9 protein-coding genes and 3 tRNA genes are annotated in these 15,637 nt (G+C 34.2%); 9 read left to right on the top strand and 3 right to left on the bottom strand.

From position 1 onward, the window contains the following. From ABEB23_RS02190 to ABEB23_RS02170, 5 genes are all read left to right on the top strand, one after another. Positions 1 to 73, top strand: a tRNA-Lys gene (locus ABEB23_RS02190). 36 nt (positions 74 to 109) lie between these two features. Then, positions 110 to 182, top strand: a tRNA-Lys gene (locus ABEB23_RS02185). Between the two features lie 42 nt (positions 183 to 224). Beyond that, a tRNA-Leu gene (locus tag ABEB23_RS02180) sits at positions 225 to 307 on the top strand. A 671-nt stretch (positions 308 to 978) separates the two neighbouring features. Further along, positions 979 to 3,780 carry an outer membrane beta-barrel family protein gene (locus tag ABEB23_RS02175; RefSeq protein ID WP_348810735.1) on the top strand — a complete coding sequence of 934 codons (2,802 nt, stop codon included), beginning with the start codon at positions 979 to 981 and terminating at the stop codon, positions 3,778 to 3,780. A 4-nt stretch (positions 3,781 to 3,784) separates the two neighbouring features. Next, positions 3,785 to 4,567: a GLPGLI family protein gene (locus ABEB23_RS02170; protein ID WP_348810734.1), complete on the top strand. Its 783-nt coding sequence runs from the start codon at positions 3,785 to 3,787 to the stop codon at positions 4,565 to 4,567. A 1,358-nt stretch (positions 4,568 to 5,925) separates the two neighbouring features. On the opposite strand, the gene ABEB23_RS02165 is transcribed toward ABEB23_RS02170, so the two are convergent. From ABEB23_RS02165 to ABEB23_RS02155, 3 genes are all read right to left on the bottom strand, one after another. Further along, complete coding sequence (locus ABEB23_RS02165; protein ID WP_348810733.1) at positions 5,926 to 7,350, bottom strand: SusD/RagB family nutrient-binding outer membrane lipoprotein; 1,425 nt, start codon at positions 7,348 to 7,350, stop codon at positions 5,926 to 5,928. Between the two features lie 12 nt (positions 7,351 to 7,362). Further along, complete coding sequence (locus ABEB23_RS02160) at positions 7,363 to 10,551, bottom strand: SusC/RagA family TonB-linked outer membrane protein (protein ID WP_348810732.1); 3,189 nt, start codon at positions 10,549 to 10,551, stop codon at positions 7,363 to 7,365. A 941-nt stretch (positions 10,552 to 11,492) separates the two neighbouring features. After that, positions 11,493 to 12,404 carry a helix-turn-helix domain-containing protein gene (locus tag ABEB23_RS02155; RefSeq protein ID WP_348810731.1) on the bottom strand — a complete coding sequence of 304 codons (912 nt, stop codon included), beginning with the start codon at positions 12,402 to 12,404 and terminating at the stop codon, positions 11,493 to 11,495. Positions 12,405 to 12,601: 197 nt separating this feature from the next. Between ABEB23_RS02155 and ABEB23_RS02150 the strand changes: the two genes are divergently transcribed. The 4 genes from ABEB23_RS02150 to ABEB23_RS02135 are packed head-to-tail and all read left to right on the top strand — an operon-like array spanning position 12,602 to position 15,627. Beyond that, positions 12,602 to 13,453, top strand: coding sequence for an aldo/keto reductase (locus ABEB23_RS02150; RefSeq protein ID WP_348810730.1), 852 nt, complete (start codon positions 12,602 to 12,604; stop codon positions 13,451 to 13,453). A 27-nt stretch (positions 13,454 to 13,480) separates the two neighbouring features. Beyond that, positions 13,481 to 14,629 carry an aldo/keto reductase gene (locus ABEB23_RS02145; protein ID WP_348810729.1) on the top strand — a complete coding sequence of 383 codons (1,149 nt, stop codon included), beginning with the start codon at positions 13,481 to 13,483 and terminating at the stop codon, positions 14,627 to 14,629. A gap of 36 nt (positions 14,630 to 14,665) precedes the next feature. Continuing rightward, positions 14,666 to 15,145 (top strand): nuclear transport factor 2 family protein, encoded by a 480-nt coding sequence (locus tag ABEB23_RS02140; protein ID WP_348810728.1) that lies wholly within the window; start codon positions 14,666 to 14,668, stop codon positions 15,143 to 15,145. Between the two features lie 38 nt (positions 15,146 to 15,183). Further along, complete coding sequence (locus ABEB23_RS02135; protein WP_348810727.1) at positions 15,184 to 15,627, top strand: nuclear transport factor 2 family protein; 444 nt, start codon at positions 15,184 to 15,186, stop codon at positions 15,625 to 15,627. Positions 15,628 to 15,637: the final 10 nt, after the last annotated feature.

Genomic DNA, 15,637 nt, shown 5'->3' with positions numbered 1-15,637 from the left:
GACTCGATAGCTCAGTTGGTAGAGCACATCACTTTTAATGATGGGGTCCTGGGTTCGAGCCCCAGTCGGGTCACAAATTGTGATCAAAGCATAAGTTTCTTGAATCAATGACTCGATAGCTCAGTTGGTAGAGCACATCACTTTTAATGATGGGGTCCTGGGTTCGAGCCCCAGTCGGGTCACAAAAGGTTGAGTAATTTATTACTTGACCTTTTCTTTTTTAAGGCCACGTGGAGAAACGGTAGACTTGCCATCTTGAGGGGGTGGTGCTCGTAAGGGCGTGTGGGTTCAAATCCCACCGTGGTCACTATAAAAAAGCAAAAGCCTGAGAACATAGATTCTCAGGCTTTTTTTTATGGTTCGAAAATCCTTTCGAAATTTTTTCTATTTTACAAAGTCAGTATTTGAGGGCAATTTCGGTTCGAACTCCATCAAGGATCATCATTTTTTTTATTAAAGATATTACCTTAGTCTCTACTTTTTGTTTGCATGTCCATTATCATACTATATAATTTTATTAGATCAAATGGAAGAACATAGCCAACTATAATATTAGTAGTTCCAGCAGCACTCTGCAGATAATCAGGACGAAATCGTAATCAACGTAGATGAACCTCCATTCAAGAATTTAAGATCAACTTAACATTGAAAATATTGGCAAAAAAACATGATTCTAAATATAAATAATTAATCATGACAATAAAAGTAAAGTCTTTATTAATATTGTAGTATTTTTACTTATTTTTGAACTATATTTATATTTAACTATTATAGTAACAATCATTAATTAAATTTCATAAAATCAAGTCACTATACTTCAGCAAACCTGTATCAAAAGGTGCTATTTCAATTTCTATTTTAGAATCTACAATCTTGCTTACTTAAAAAACAAATTACACAACAAGAGCATTTTATTTCTATTTCTCAAAAAATAGAATCGAACTATAATGCCTCTTTTCAAAAAACCACAACCAATTAATGAGACAAACAATTCTATTATTATTATGTTGCTTTCTTTTTTTATCAAATACTTTACAGGCACAAATATCAGGAACAGTTAAAGGACATATAACAGATACTATAAACAATTCTACTTTAACGAATGCATCAGTCTCTTTATTAAGAGCTAAAGATTCTGTTTTAGTAAAATTTACAAGAGCTAAAGAAAATGGTTATTTTGAGTTGAATAATATTAAAGTCGGTAAATTTATTTTATTGGTTTCTTATCCCAAATATGCTGATTTTGTAGATCAATTTTCTGTTGATTCCACAAAGTTAATCAAAGATTATGGTAAAATTAATTTGGCTGATAAAGGAAGATTACTATCCGAAATAATTATAAAAGGCAATAGAGCCGCCATGAAAATCAAAGGGGATACGTTAGAATTTGATCCAAAAGCATTTAAAATAGAACCTAATGCAAAAGTGGAAGATCTGATAAAACAATTCCCAGGAATACAAATTGATAAGGATGGAAAAATTACCGCTCAAGGCGAAACTGTAACCAAAGTTTTGGTTGATGGTGAAGAATTTTTTGGTGATGATCCCACTTTAGTTACAAAAAATCTACGTGCGGACATGGTTGATAAAGTACAATTGTACGACAAAAAAAGTGATCAAGCCGCTTTTACAGGAATTGATGATGGTCAGAAAACCAAAACGCTGAATGTCAAACTTAAAGAGGACAAAAAAAATGGTCATTTCGGGAAAGTAGAACTCGGAGGAGGAACTGATAATTTTTACAAAGGTCAAGCCATGTTTAATAAGTTTTGGGATAAGAAAAAATTAGCAGCTTATGGCATTTTAGGCAACACAGGACAAGTAGGATTAGGATGGGGAGATAAAGATAAATATGGCCAAAGCAGTTATCAAGTAACTGATGACGGCGGTATTAGTTTTTCAAACAATGGAAATGATGAATTAGATAGTTGGGATGGACAATTTAATGGTGAAGGAATTCCAGTAGCTCAAACCGGCGGAATACATTTTGACAATAAATGGAACAACGATAAAGAATCTATCAATATAAATTATAAAATCGGCGATATCAAACTTTCAGGAAATCGCAATGATATTAACCAGCAAAATTTAAGTTCTAGCAGTATTTATAATACTTCAGACAAGAGTTTTGAGAAAAACATGACTAAAAATAAACTTGATCTAGCTTATGAAATTAAAATTGATACTACTTTAACTTTAAAATTAAATGTAGATGGATTATTTAAAAATAGTAATTCAAGTGATGCAGAAATGCGAAAAGGTACTGACGAACAAGGTAACCAATTGAATAATTTGAAACAGACAACTACAAACGATGTTGATGATAAAATATTTAATATAAATACTTTATTAACCAAAAGACTTAAAAAAACGGGCCGAACATTATCTCTTAATTTAAGCCAATCAAATACAGATAGCAAAAGTGATGGTTATTTAAATTCTAGAGCTGAATTTTTTACACCATCCGTAATTAGTCCAGATAGCACCAAAGTAGTCGATCAAAATAAAGTCAACAATATTAGCAATACAGCTTTTAAATCAAATTTAATCTATACCGAACCGTTATCCAAAAGTCTATCTGTAATTCTTAATTATGGATTCAACAATAGTAAAGGAAAAGCTGATCGTAAATCTTTTAATCTGTCTTCAAATGGCGATTATAATGTTTTGGATCCCATCTTTAGTAATAATTATGAATTAGACCAAACGATAAACCAACTTGGAGCGATTTTTAATTACAAAAAAAATAAAACTGTTTTTTCTTTTGGTTCTAAATTTAGTGGTGTAAACTTTGAACAATATGATGTTTATACAGATAGTTCTTTTAAGCAAAAATTTATCAACTATATACCTCAGATAAACTATCAATATAATTTTAAACAAAGAGAAGTACTGCGTCTATCGTATAACGGAAACACTGACCAGCCGACACTAGATCAAATACAGCCGATACCAAATAATCTAAACCAATTAAATACGATTTTGGGTAATCCAAATTTAGATCCTTCTTTTAGAAATAATTTTAGAGGAAATTATTATTCGTATAAAGTACTTAGCAATCAATATTTTTCGGTTAATGGATCGTATAATTTTACGCTAGATCCAATAATAAGTAATGTGGTTACAAATGATAGAGGACAAAGTATATCACAATTTGTAAACCTAAAAAACAAAGCTGCAACAAGTTATTATTTGAATACTAATTTTGGCAAAACAATCAAAGCCATAGACATGACAGCAGGAATTGGTTTAAGTGCCAACAAAAATGTAGACTATAATTACATCAATACAAAACTGAATCAAACTAAAAATTCAAGTTATTCCTTTAATTTAAACTTATCAAAGTATAAAGAAAAAAAATACAATTTTAATACCAGCTTCGGACCTACTTACAACGTTGCTGATGCAAGCATTAACGAAAATAGTGATAGTAATGGCTGGGGTTTTAATGGAGATTTCTGGACCAGTATGGAATTACCTTTCAAACTAGAAATTAGCACAGATGGTAATTATCAATATAATGGAAAAACGCAAGTGATTCAGGAAACTTTTGAACGTTTTATTTGGAATGCATCTATCACCAAAAAATTCTTAAAATCAGATAATTTAAGAGTTTCAATAACGGGAAGAGATCTTTTGAACCAAAATGTTGGATTTAATCGTTCTGCATTCAATGGAAATATCAACCAAAGTACTTATACCACTATCCAAAGATACATTATGTTCTCTGTAAGCTGGGATTTCAGCAAAATGGGCGGAGGAGAAATTAAACAAAACTAAAACCATGAAAACAATAATAAATCGCATCTTAATTTTAATAATTGTATTGACAAGTTGCAATACTTTTGCACAAAATGACCACTTTGTACAAAATGGCGTAATCGAATTTGAGAAAAAATCGAATATGTATGCATTGATTACAAAAAAAATAAAAGGAGAAACTGATAGTTATTATCCAGCTGCTTTTGAAAGTTATAAAAAAACCAATCCACAATTTAAAACTACAAAAAGCATTCTCAGTTTTTCAAAAAACAAGAGTTTATACAAATGGGATGAAACAAATCAATCAGCAAGCAACAGTTGGATTGCTGACGATGCAATGGCTAATTTAAAAAATGTTATCGCCACAGATCTTGATACAAAAACCAGTATTACACAAAAAAATGTTTATGACGATTTATACTTAGTTAAAGACAGTTTACGCAAAATTGATTGGAAAATTACCGATGAAACAAGAGAAATTGCAGGTTATGAATGCCGCAGAGCAAATGCTATAGTTCTCGATTCTGTTTATGTTGTTGCCTATTACACTATTCAAATTCCATTTGGTGGTGGCCCTGAATCTTTTACAGGATTACCCGGAACAATTTTGGGATTGGCCCTGCCACATGAAAATATGACATGGTTTGCGACAAAAGTTACAGAAATTCCAGTTTCTGACAAAGATTTAGCCCCACCAATTAAAGGTAAACCTACTGACAATAAAGGACTAAACAAAATACTTTTGGATGCTTTGAAAGACTGGGGAAAATGGGCAAAAAAAACATTACAAGCCTACTCTTTATAACTAGCTATTAAAACTTATTTCTTACACAAAGACTAATCTAAATGGTTCCTGAGACTTCCAGAATATATCAATGGAGCCAGCAATAGTATAGAAGTCAAAGAATTGCATTTATCAGAATAAATATAAATGGAAGGTATACCTTTTTTACCACAAAAAGTTAAGGCTGTTTATTTTATGTTTTTATCAAAAAGGAATTACTTAAATTTGATTTCAAAATAGAACTATAGTACTCATTTAAAACAAATTGTCATAGTTATAAATTGATGTTTTTAGTTTCGTGGCAACATCGTGGCGTACTAGGTCGAAAAAAAAAAATGCAGAAAATATGCGGGTTTCAAGCTTAAGGTTCGAATCCTATTCATTAAGTCTAGTAAAAGTTAATTATTAAAATAGTAATCTTTATAAATAAATATAAAATTTTGTGAGCGTACCTAAAGGTGTACGTGATCTTAGAAAAGCATTTAAAGTAATGTGTTTATTGGGGTTTGTTAAAAAGGCTACGGAATCTGTTTCTCCGTTCCATATATGAGATTAATAAATATACTAGAACTATTGTTTTGTCAATTAACTATAACGAAGCTCAAGTGAGGAAAAGAAGTGAGGAAAAGGCAAAAAATACAGCAAAACCGATTTCTGCCAAAAGCAAAAATTAATAATCAATTAGTTAACAAATAAATAAGATCAAATTTCAATTTTCATATTCTTAAGGTCATGGGTTCAACTGTGTTGTTCGCTACGAAAATCATTAATAATAATGGGAACAGATAAAGAAGTAGAATTTAAAAATTCACTTGCTTTAAAGCCCACCATTTTCACTAACAATTTTATAATAATCTTCCAAAAATTCATTAGATTTTTCAAGATTACCCGCTAGGGAACAAAAAGGATTTCTTGAATCTAGATTTCGCTTAAATTCTTTAAATCTTCCAATAAAAGGTTCGAATTTTGTACCAAGAGGGTCACAATCTTACAATCCCATTTCTAACGAAATGGGATTTTTTTATGCTTTTTCGCTCTATATTTAATGAGTTTGCTACTTGTCAATTTGTTCAAAGCACAATCAGTTTGTATTGAAAAGATTTGGTCCTGAAGTGATGATAACCTTATGCTAAAAAACTTTGATCAATTTAAACGTTTTTTCCACCGTAACCCATCAATTAAAAACAAAAAGCCCCGCACCAATGGTTTGATGCAGGGCTTTGAAAAAAAAAATTTCTGTTCAGTTAATCAGTTTATCTTCTGGATAGCAACTACTGGTTGACTCTTATCTTCTTCGAATGACAATATATTCAGTCTAGTACAAGTTTGATTTATTTACTATTGAGAGCTAAAGCTGAATATCCCTTTCGGAACCCGCCTTAATTTGCATCAAACCATAGTTTTGTAGTAAGCAAGTCTTTTCCCTGAACAGATACTGCGGCCTGATAACTAACTCCGTTCAACGACTGTTCTGTACCTGGATAAAAGAAACGCAAAGGTATCTGTCCATCCAAAACCGTAGCCGGACCGGCTGTCAACACCGGATAGTCAAGTCTTCTCCACTCAGTAAAGGCGTCAAGACCTTGTCCAAAGAATGCAATCCATTTTTGCGTACCTATTGACTTGGCATAATTTGCTGCATCGTACTTCACAGATGACTGATTCAGATAATTAGAAATAATTGTTACATCGGTAATACCAAATTGATTGAACGATGCGGTAATTGCATTTTTATAAAGTTGCTCTGCATCTCCGGCAATATAACCACGGGCTGCTGCTTCGGCTAGATTGAACAACACTTCAGAATAAGAAACAATTACAGCCGGTGATGACGAGGTCAAGAAGTAAGTACCCGGTTTTGATGTTTTAGCAAATCCCTGACTATTGGCATCACTATTTGACAATCCATTGGCAGCTCCAACATATTTACCTACACTTGCATCTGATGGCAACTGAGCATAAACGGGTAAACGCGGATCGGATAACTCATTTAACTTATCAACCAATGTTTTCGAAATACGAAAATCATCACGGGTTTCAAACCATGCCGATGCTGGGTTCTGCTGAGGTGAACTGATGTAAGTAAACTTAAAGGTATCACTGTTGCTGCTAAGTACTCCTGCAGCATCGGTTGTAGCCTCAATCGCGGCTTGCTTCGCCAACGCAGGTTCTCTGTCCGAAATTCTCAACGCTATACGCAAACGAAGGGAATTCACCAGCTTTTTCCATTTGGAAATATCGCCTTTATAAACCAAATCACCAGTTACAGTTCCGTTTGCTGATCCTAGCAAAGACTGGGCTTTTTTCAAATCTTCAAGTAATCCTGTATAGACTTCCTTTTGAGTATTGTATGCCGGTGTCACTTTTAGACCTGCTTCTTTATAAGGAATGCTTCCATAGGCATCTGTCAGCAATAAGAATGTCCAAGAACGCAGGGTTAATGCAATCCCTTTATAATTTGAATTTGCCTGCTGATCAGGAAAATTCAGAATCGTGTTCAAATCCGTAATCAAGGTAGCATATCCGGTATTCCACAAAGAAGTGAAAGAAGTGTTGGATACATCGTATCTGTCCGGTTCGGTATATTGGATTTTAGCCCAATGCTGAACAAATAACAAAGACGAGTTAAAGTTATTCACATCCCCCCAATATAAGTCAGCACCCTGCTTTAATGTTCCTGTCAACAGGTAAGGCGCCAATGGTGTTTCAGTTGCATTTGGATTTTTATTAATCTCATCCAAGGTATCGCTGCAAGAGATCAGTGATAATGCGAATAGAGTTATATATGATAGTTTTTTTAGCATGATTTCGTGTTTTTAAAATTTAAGATTAACATTAAGGCTAAAATTTCTGGTAGTTGGCAAGGATAGACTCTCCAACCCTTGTGCATTTCCTGTATTGAAAGCTGCTTCCGGATCGATATTTGGCACATCTTTGTAAATAAATAACAGGTTACGACTTGCGGCGGTAATACTTGCTCCTTCAAATCCTAGCTTTTTAACTAGTTTCCTATCCAAATTGTAAGTAAGTTTTACTTCTCTTAGTTTTACATAAGTGGAACTGTAAATATAGGCTTCGCTGATATTGTACGACGATTTGTAATATTCCTGTGCACTAATCACTTTAGTATTGGCAGTTCCATCAGCATATACTCCGTCAAAGATAACCCCATCATCATATACAGTTTCTCCATTTGGAGCTGTTGCACTTGTTAGCAATGTTTTCGCATTGGCGGTACTGCTGCCTGGATAATAATAACTTAATCCACCATTGGCTGCATCTCGACCTTGCATTGTTTGGGCCAGTACACCTGTATAATTACCAGTTCTGTTCGTTCCAGAAAAAATCTCTCCTCCTACACTGGCATCTATAAGGAATGAAAATTCAAGATTTTTGTAGGTTAATGTGTTTGTAACACCGCCTAAATAGTCAGGGGTATAATGTCCCAATACTTTCTTTTGCGGATCAGCTTTCGGCAATCCATTAGCACCTACTACTATATTTCCGCTTGCGTCTCGCTGATAAGCTGTACCGTAAAGTGCACCATAAGCTTGTCCTACCGATGCCAATACATCAACACCTCCTGAAGAACCAATTGTGTAGTTTTTAATCTTTCCATCATAGTCAAGAATCTCTACTTTGCTTATATTCTTTGAATAATTTACGCCTACATTCCATTTGAAATTTTCAGTCTGAATAGGACTTCCGTCCAATTGAATTTCTACACCATGGTTGTTTATTTTGCCTGCATTGATTAATTGCGAATTATATCCGCTTGAAGCAGTTGTCTTTATCTCCAGAATCTGGTCAAAACTATTGGTATTATAATACGCAACATCAAAATGCAGTCTGTTTTTCCAGAAAGAGGATTCTATACCAATTTCGGTAGAGCGGGTTGTTTCCGGTTTCAAGTTCTCATTGAGTTTCTTCTGTGAAGAGGTTTGAATCGGATTTCCGTCAAATGCGGTTTGAAAATTGTAAACCGTAGACAATTGATACGGATCAGCATCATTACCTACTTCCGACCAGCCCCCTCTTAACTTCAAGAAGTCGAGCGTATTGCTTTTCAGATTCAAGGCGTCGGATAATACTAAACTACCATTAATCGAAGGATAGAAATAAGAGCGGTTACTGCTTGGTAATGTCGATGACCAGTCATTACGGGCAGTGAGGTTTAAAAACGCATAATTTTTATAACCCAGTTGTGCTGAAGTATACACGCTGTATACTTTCAATTTTGAGAATGAGTTCGATGAAGTTAGCGGATCTCTCGAATTGGTCAAGGTATATAAATCGGGCACAGCAAGACGTGGTGCTTTTTGATAATTGTTTGCATCGCTGCGATTGCGCACATTAAATCCGGCAAGAGCGTCCAAACTAAAATCCTCGTTCAGTTTTTTGGTATATTGAAAGATACCCTCTGTGTTTCTTTCGTCTACAGTATAAGCGTCTTCAGCATACGATCCGTAAGGAGTGCCATTTGTACCATACTTAATCGTGTATTTTCTGCGGTCGTTATAATAGTCAACCCCAGTACGGAATTTAAAATTAAGCCCATCGATAATCTTTGCATCCAAATGGATATCGCCTATCAAACGGTTGCGCTGCTGACTGGTAGTATTATAATAAGCATTCCAATACGGATTGCTGTAATAGCTGTTGTTCCAGTTGACATCTCTGTTATTTTCAAGCTGATTGATATCTACTTGGCGTCCGAACCAAAGAAACTGTAGCATCACACCGGCGGCACGGTTACCCGATGGTCCACCCGGCAGAGCAGGAGCATCCGTAACAATATAGTTGGCATTTACACCTACTTTTATATTTTTGGATAATTGGTAATTAGAGTTAATAGTAAAGTTGGTTTTGTTTACTTCACTGTTAGGCACTGTTCCTAATTGTTTTTGATTATTTACTCCTAAGCGGAAATCTGATTTTTCATCTGATTTGGCCACAGAAATACTGTTATCAAAAGTAAAACCGGTATTAAAGAAATCCTTCACATTATCAGGATGAGCCACAAAAGGCACAGCTTCACCATTTGAATAAAATTGAGGAATAAGGCGTCCATCCATTTTAGGCCCCCAACTTTCATCAACCCCATCATTAACACCACCTCCCTTACCATCTACATAGCTAAACTTTCCGTTTGATCCCTGTCCAAATGTATTTTGAAAATCGGGTAAAGTAGCCACTTTAGAGATCGTTATACCAGAACTCAAGCTTACGCCCAGTCCCTTTTGACCTTTTCCCGATTTTGTAGTTATAAGAACAACGCCATGCGCAGCACGCGATCCGTAAAGAGCGGCAGCATTAGGGCCTTTCAATACACTTAATGATTCAATATCGTGGGGATTTAAATCGGCAATCGCATTCTTGAAATCTCGGGTGGCTCCACCAAAGTTCAACTGCGAATTGTCTACCGGGACTCCATCCACCACAAATAGTGGTTGGTTATTTCCAGCTATAGATGTTTCACCACGAATAACAATACGTGAAGATCCCATATCACCCTGCGAATTGGTGATACGCACTCCTGCCAATTTACCAGTAAGACTATTCAAAAAATTCGTTTCTTTTGTATTCTCCAAATCTTTACCCTTAAGTGATTGGGTAGTGTATCCCAAAGATTTCTTTTCTTTCGAAATACCTAATGCGGTAACGACTACTTCTGACAACACATTCTGATCTTCAGAAAGAGTAATGGTAACTGAATTGTCACTAACAACAGTTTCCGTTTTTTTATACCCCATATAACTTACTATTAGCGTATAAGGAAACTTTTGTCCTGTTTGGAAATAAAATTTCCCTTCTGTATCTGTTATCACCCCGTGTGTCGTCCCTTTAATGTTTACTGAAGCACCGATAACAGGCTCCTTTGTAACAGCATCAATTACTTTTCCGTCTAGTTTGGACTGGATTAACGCTTTGGCCTCTTGTGCTCTAATACCTATGGAAATCAACAAAATGCAAAACCATGCATATCTATTTAATTTTTTTTTCATTACTTTGTTTTAGTTTAATAAATAAGGTGAGCCGAAAACGGATTTACTCCATTCACGCTTTCCTTATAGAGATGTACAATTCTTTAAGCTTCACCATTTCTGTTCCAGCAGAAATGGTTTTTTTATCTACAATGCATTCGTTTTTTCATTTTATTTATTTTGGATTATTATTATTTAATTAGTCTTCATAAGATTTCAACCTGAAATTAAGGATCCATCTTATTAAAAATTTGTATGAATTAGAGATTGAAGGATTTTTAACGGTGGCAAGTCATAAAGCATAAATTGCCGAATAGTTCTTGCTTGTTCAAAAATGAAATGTGTTTGATAGTCTTTAATTTTTCTTGCATTTAATTTATTTTAAATTCTACTAATTTGATAGAACAAAAGTATATTAAAAACATGAACCCCCAAATTTTAACTGTTTTTTTTGCAAAAAAAAAGTTAATTAAATTAACTCAAAATTTTAAATTACTAAAAATAAGACAGTTAATATCTACAGGTATTTTTTATATTTTGTAAGAATTATTCTAAATTTATAGGACTGAATTAGAAATATCCTTTACGGGACATTAAACCGCTTTTAAAATACATTTCTACGATTTATTTAAAAAAATATTATTAGAAAGAGGCCAGTTTCTTCAAATCATCCATAAAATGGTTCGGAAATTGTCCCACAGAATCACAAAACCGACAAAGTATACTTTCATATATTTTGTCGGTTTTTCATTTGTAAAAAATGATTTTATTTACTTGTATAATTTTCAGGTACTATTTTTTTTAAAAGAGCTAAAAAAGTAATTGCAGAAGTAATTTTTAATAAAATATTCGAACCACTAATAGAGATGGATTCATACATTTAATAGATATTCAATCGACTTTTTTCTTGTGATCCTTAACGCATATACATGCATCTTGTTAGCTCATTATAAAGAAGATTTTTAATTCAAATTTCGATATTCATTAGGTGTATATCCAACTCTTTGCTTAAATAATCTGGAAAAATGTTGCGGATATTTGAAACCCAACTCATAAGCGATTTCGTTTACAGTTTTATTGTTTCCTAAAATTTGATTTTTAGCTACATCAATTATTTTATTTTGAATGTATTCTTGAGCCGATTTACCCGTTTCTTTTTTTATTAAATCCCCAAAATAGTTGGCTGACAAATGCAGTTCATCGGCACAATAGGCAACTGATGGTAAACCAAAAGCGTTGGGTTTATCAGAAGTAAAATAGGTATTTAGTATCTCTTCGAATTTCTCTAATATTCCTTTATTAATATTTTCTCTTGTTATAAATTGTCTATCATAAAATCGCTCACAATAATTTAAAAACAATTCGATATTTGAAGCAATAAGTTTCTTACTGTGCTTGTCGACTCCAAGTTGTAATTCTAAGTGAATTTTTGAAAAAGAGTCTAAAACAATTTGTCTTTCACGTTCTGATAAATGCAATGCTTCATTTGCATTGTAACTGAAAAAATTATAATCATTTATACTTTTAGAAAGAGAAGTGCCATGTATTAAATCAGGATGAAATACTAAGGCATATCCTTTTGGCTGATATACTTTACCATCAGTCTCTACTTCCATTATTTGCCCTGGCGCAACAAAAACCAATGTGCCTTCTTGATAGTCATAGTAATTACAACCATAACGCAGATCACCACATTTTATATCTTTCAAAAAGATGCAATAAAATCCATAATAAATTCTAACGGTCTTTTCACCTTCCCAAGATCTTTCGTTTGCTTTTGAAAAATCAATAACACTTACTAATGGATGTAAAGTTTCGCAATTATTAAATGCATTATACTCGCTAATTGTATTAAACTTGACTATTTTGTTCATGATCATTTTCATTTTATAATACAAATTTATGTATTTAGATATATCAATTACCATATAGTTAGCACAATCAGTAATATTGGTAGTACAATCAGTAATTCATATACCAACAACCTCATTTTCAGTGCGGAAATTTGCACAGTAATATAAGTTATCCTAATTGCTTGTGGAATTTATAGTAACTTTAGATTAAAAAAATCATGAAAAACATAAAATTAAACAACGGAGTAGAAATGCCAATTTTAGGATTCGGTGTTTTCCAAATTCCAAATCCTATCGAATGTGAAAAAGCAGTATTAGAAGCTATCGATTGTGGCTATCGTTTAATCGATACAGCTGCTTCGTATATGAATGAAGCAGCTGTGGGTAATGCCATTAAGAAAAGCGGTGTCCCAAGAGAAGAATTGTTTATAACCACAAAAGTATGGGTTCAAGATGTTGGTTATGAAAAAACAAAAGCCGCCTTCCAAAAATCATTAGATCTATTACAATTAGACTATCTGGATTTATATCTTCTTCATCAACCCTATGGAGACATTTTTGGATCTTGGAGAGCTATGCAAGAATTATATACCGAAGGTAAGATCAGAGCAATTGGTGTCGCTAATTTTCATCCGGACAGAGTAATGGATTTGATAATAAACAGTGGATTTACACCTGCAATCAATCAAATTGAAACTCATCCATTTCATCAACAAATCACAACTCAAAGCTTCCTAGAAGATAATAATGTTCAAATGCAATCTTGGGGGCCTTTTGCCGAAGGAAAAAATAACATATTCAATAATGACTTGTTGATTTCAATTGGCAATAAACATGACAAAAGCGTCGCGCAAATTATTCTTCGTTGGCTGATTCAAAGAAATATTGTTGCTATTCCAAAATCAGTACGAAAAGAAAGAATGCTTGAGAATTTCAATATTTTCGATTTTGAATTATCAGAAGATGAGATGCAAATGATTCAGACTCTAGACACAAAAGAAAGCTTATTTTTTGACCACAGAGACCCTAATATGGTAAAATGGTTAAGCGAGTATAAAGTAGCGTTATAAAATAACAGTAGTTCTAAAAAAATAATTATGAATCGTAGAAATCTTTTAAAAACCGCAGGATTAGCATTGGCTGGAAGCGCTATACTACCTTTTGATTCATTAGCAAAAACTATAAAATCAGAAGATAATCATTTAAAAAATGATTACCTTCAACCATTGTCTAACAAGCGAAAACTTGGTGCTTCTCTTGAAGTTTCCAGCATAGGACTGGGCGTTCAGAACATGAGCCGCACGTATCAAACTACTGTCCCCTCTCGTCCAGAAATGCTCAATATCATTCGAACAGCCTTTGATAAAGGGGTCACCCTATTTGATGCAGCCGAGGCTTATGGCCCTTTTGAAGTGGAGCGAATTCTTGGAGAAGGCATTGCGCCTTTCCGTGATAAAATAGTTATAGAAACGAAGTTCGGCTGGAATATTGACCAGGAAACTGGCAAGAGACTACCTGGATTAAACAGTCGTCCTGAACACATCAAAATGGTAGTGGAAGGAATGCTTAAAAGACTTCGCACTGATAGAATAGATTTATTGTATCAACACCGTGTAGATCCGCAAGTTCCTATTGAAGATGTAGTTGGAGCCATTCAGGATTTGATAAAAGAAGGTAAAATATTGCATTACGGATTGTCCGAGCCGGGATCTCAAACCGTAAGACGAGCACATGCCATTCATCCTGTTACTGCTATTCAAAATGAATATTCAATGTTATGGCGTGGTCCGGAAAAGGAAATCCTACCGCTTTGTCAAGAATTAGGTATCGGATTCGTTCCCTGGAGTCCGCTTGGAGTGGGTTTTTTAACTGGTGTCATTGATGCCGATACACGTTTCGCTCAAGGTGATATCCGTGGAAATGAGTCTCGTTTCTCACCTGAGAATTTGCCCCACAACTTGGCCCTCGTAAATTTATTAAAAAACTGGGCGGCACAAAAACAGGCCACTCCTGCCCAAATTTCGCTGGCTTGGCTACTAGCACAAAAGCCTTGGATTGTTCCAATACCAGGCACGACACAGATGGCCCACATGTTGGAAAATATTGGAGCTCAAAATGTAAAATTTACCACAGCTGAATTAAAGGATTTCAATAAACAATTGGATGCTATTCAAATTCTGGGAGAACGATTGCCTGCCTTTGTCCAAGCTTTTTCTGAAGTGGAGGCACCATTAAAGAAGAAATAAAATTAAAAACCACAATTTAATCTTAAATTAGATGATATGAGAAAATTAATTCTAGGACTATTTGTAATAGGAAGTTTACAATATTCCGTGGCTCAAGAAAATAAAACTAGTACAGTTGTTACGAATTACACAGGCGCTGAACAAGAAATCATTCAACTCTCTAAAGATAAATGGCAATGGATGGCTGATAAGAATGTAGACAAACTGGAATCACTCTTTGACAACAAATCAAAATTTGTCCATATGAGTGGCACTTGGAAAAAAGACGAAGAACTCGACATTATTAAAACGGGTAGAATTTGGTATAAGAATGCTAAGGTTCATGATGTAGCAGTAGAAATTTTCAAAAAAACAGCCATCGTTTGGAACCGAATTACGCTTGAGGCTATTGTCCGAGGTACTGAAGTAGCGACTGAATTTACTGTAACAGAAGTCTATCAAAAGGAAGGTAAAGATTGGAAACTTTTAGCATTAACATTCAGTAGTGTGCGAGACACCCATCAAATTCAGAAATAGGAAAAAAAGAAAAAAACTAATTAAAAATTAATAGCACTATGAAAAAGTCAATTCTCGGACTACTTATACTCATTCTATTTGCAAACAAGTCCTTTGCTCAAAATACTGCTGCTGAACAGGAAGTGATTCAGCTTTCTAAAGATAAATGGCAATGGATGGCCGATAAAAATGTCGATAAACTTACGCCATTGTTTGATGATAAATCGGTTTTTGTTCATATGGGGGGAAGTTGGGGAAAAACCCAAGAAATCAATGTGATTAAAAGTGGAGGTATTCATTACAAGAAAGCAGATGTTCACGAAGTGTCAGTAAACATTATCGGTAATACCGCTATCCTTTTAAACAAAATTACACTATTAGCGGTAGTAGGAGGAAATGAAGTAACCAATCCGTTTATTGTAACGGAAGTATACATAAAAGAAAATGAGGGCTGGAAACTTGGCTCATTGTCGTTCACTAAGCTAATGACACCTGGGCAATAAAATTTTAACG

It is taken from the genome of Flavobacterium maritimum, from assembly GCF_040049085.1.
GTDB lineage: Bacteria > Bacteroidota > Bacteroidia > Flavobacteriales > Flavobacteriaceae > Flavobacterium > Flavobacterium maritimum.
This window is presented reverse-complemented; position numbering and strand designations above follow the sequence as displayed.

What these genes read in the sequence shown, in the direction of transcription:
- ABEB23_RS02165 (WP_348810733.1), bottom strand. Translation starts at nt 7,350, where the DNA reads ATGCTAAAAAAACTATCATATATAACTCTATTCGCATTATCACTGATC.
- ABEB23_RS02150 (WP_348810730.1), top strand. Translation starts at nt 12,602, where the DNA reads ATGAAAAACATAAAATTAAACAACGGAGTAGAAATGCCAATTTTAGGA.
- ABEB23_RS02145 (WP_348810729.1), top strand. Translation starts at nt 13,481, where the DNA reads ATGAATCGTAGAAATCTTTTAAAAACCGCAGGATTAGCATTGGCTGGA.
- ABEB23_RS02140 (WP_348810728.1), top strand. Translation starts at nt 14,666, where the DNA reads ATGAGAAAATTAATTCTAGGACTATTTGTAATAGGAAGTTTACAATAT.
- ABEB23_RS02135 (WP_348810727.1), top strand. Translation starts at nt 15,184, where the DNA reads ATGAAAAAGTCAATTCTCGGACTACTTATACTCATTCTATTTGCAAAC.
- ABEB23_RS02170 (WP_348810734.1), top strand. Translation starts at nt 3,785, where the DNA reads ATGAAAACAATAATAAATCGCATCTTAATTTTAATAATTGTATTGACA.
- ABEB23_RS02155 (WP_348810731.1), bottom strand. Translation starts at nt 12,404, where the DNA reads ATGAACAAAATAGTCAAGTTTAATACAATTAGCGAGTATAATGCATTT.
- ABEB23_RS02160 (WP_348810732.1), bottom strand. Translation starts at nt 10,551, where the DNA reads ATGAAAAAAAAATTAAATAGATATGCATGGTTTTGCATTTTGTTGATT.
- ABEB23_RS02175 (WP_348810735.1), top strand. Translation starts at nt 979, where the DNA reads ATGAGACAAACAATTCTATTATTATTATGTTGCTTTCTTTTTTTATCA.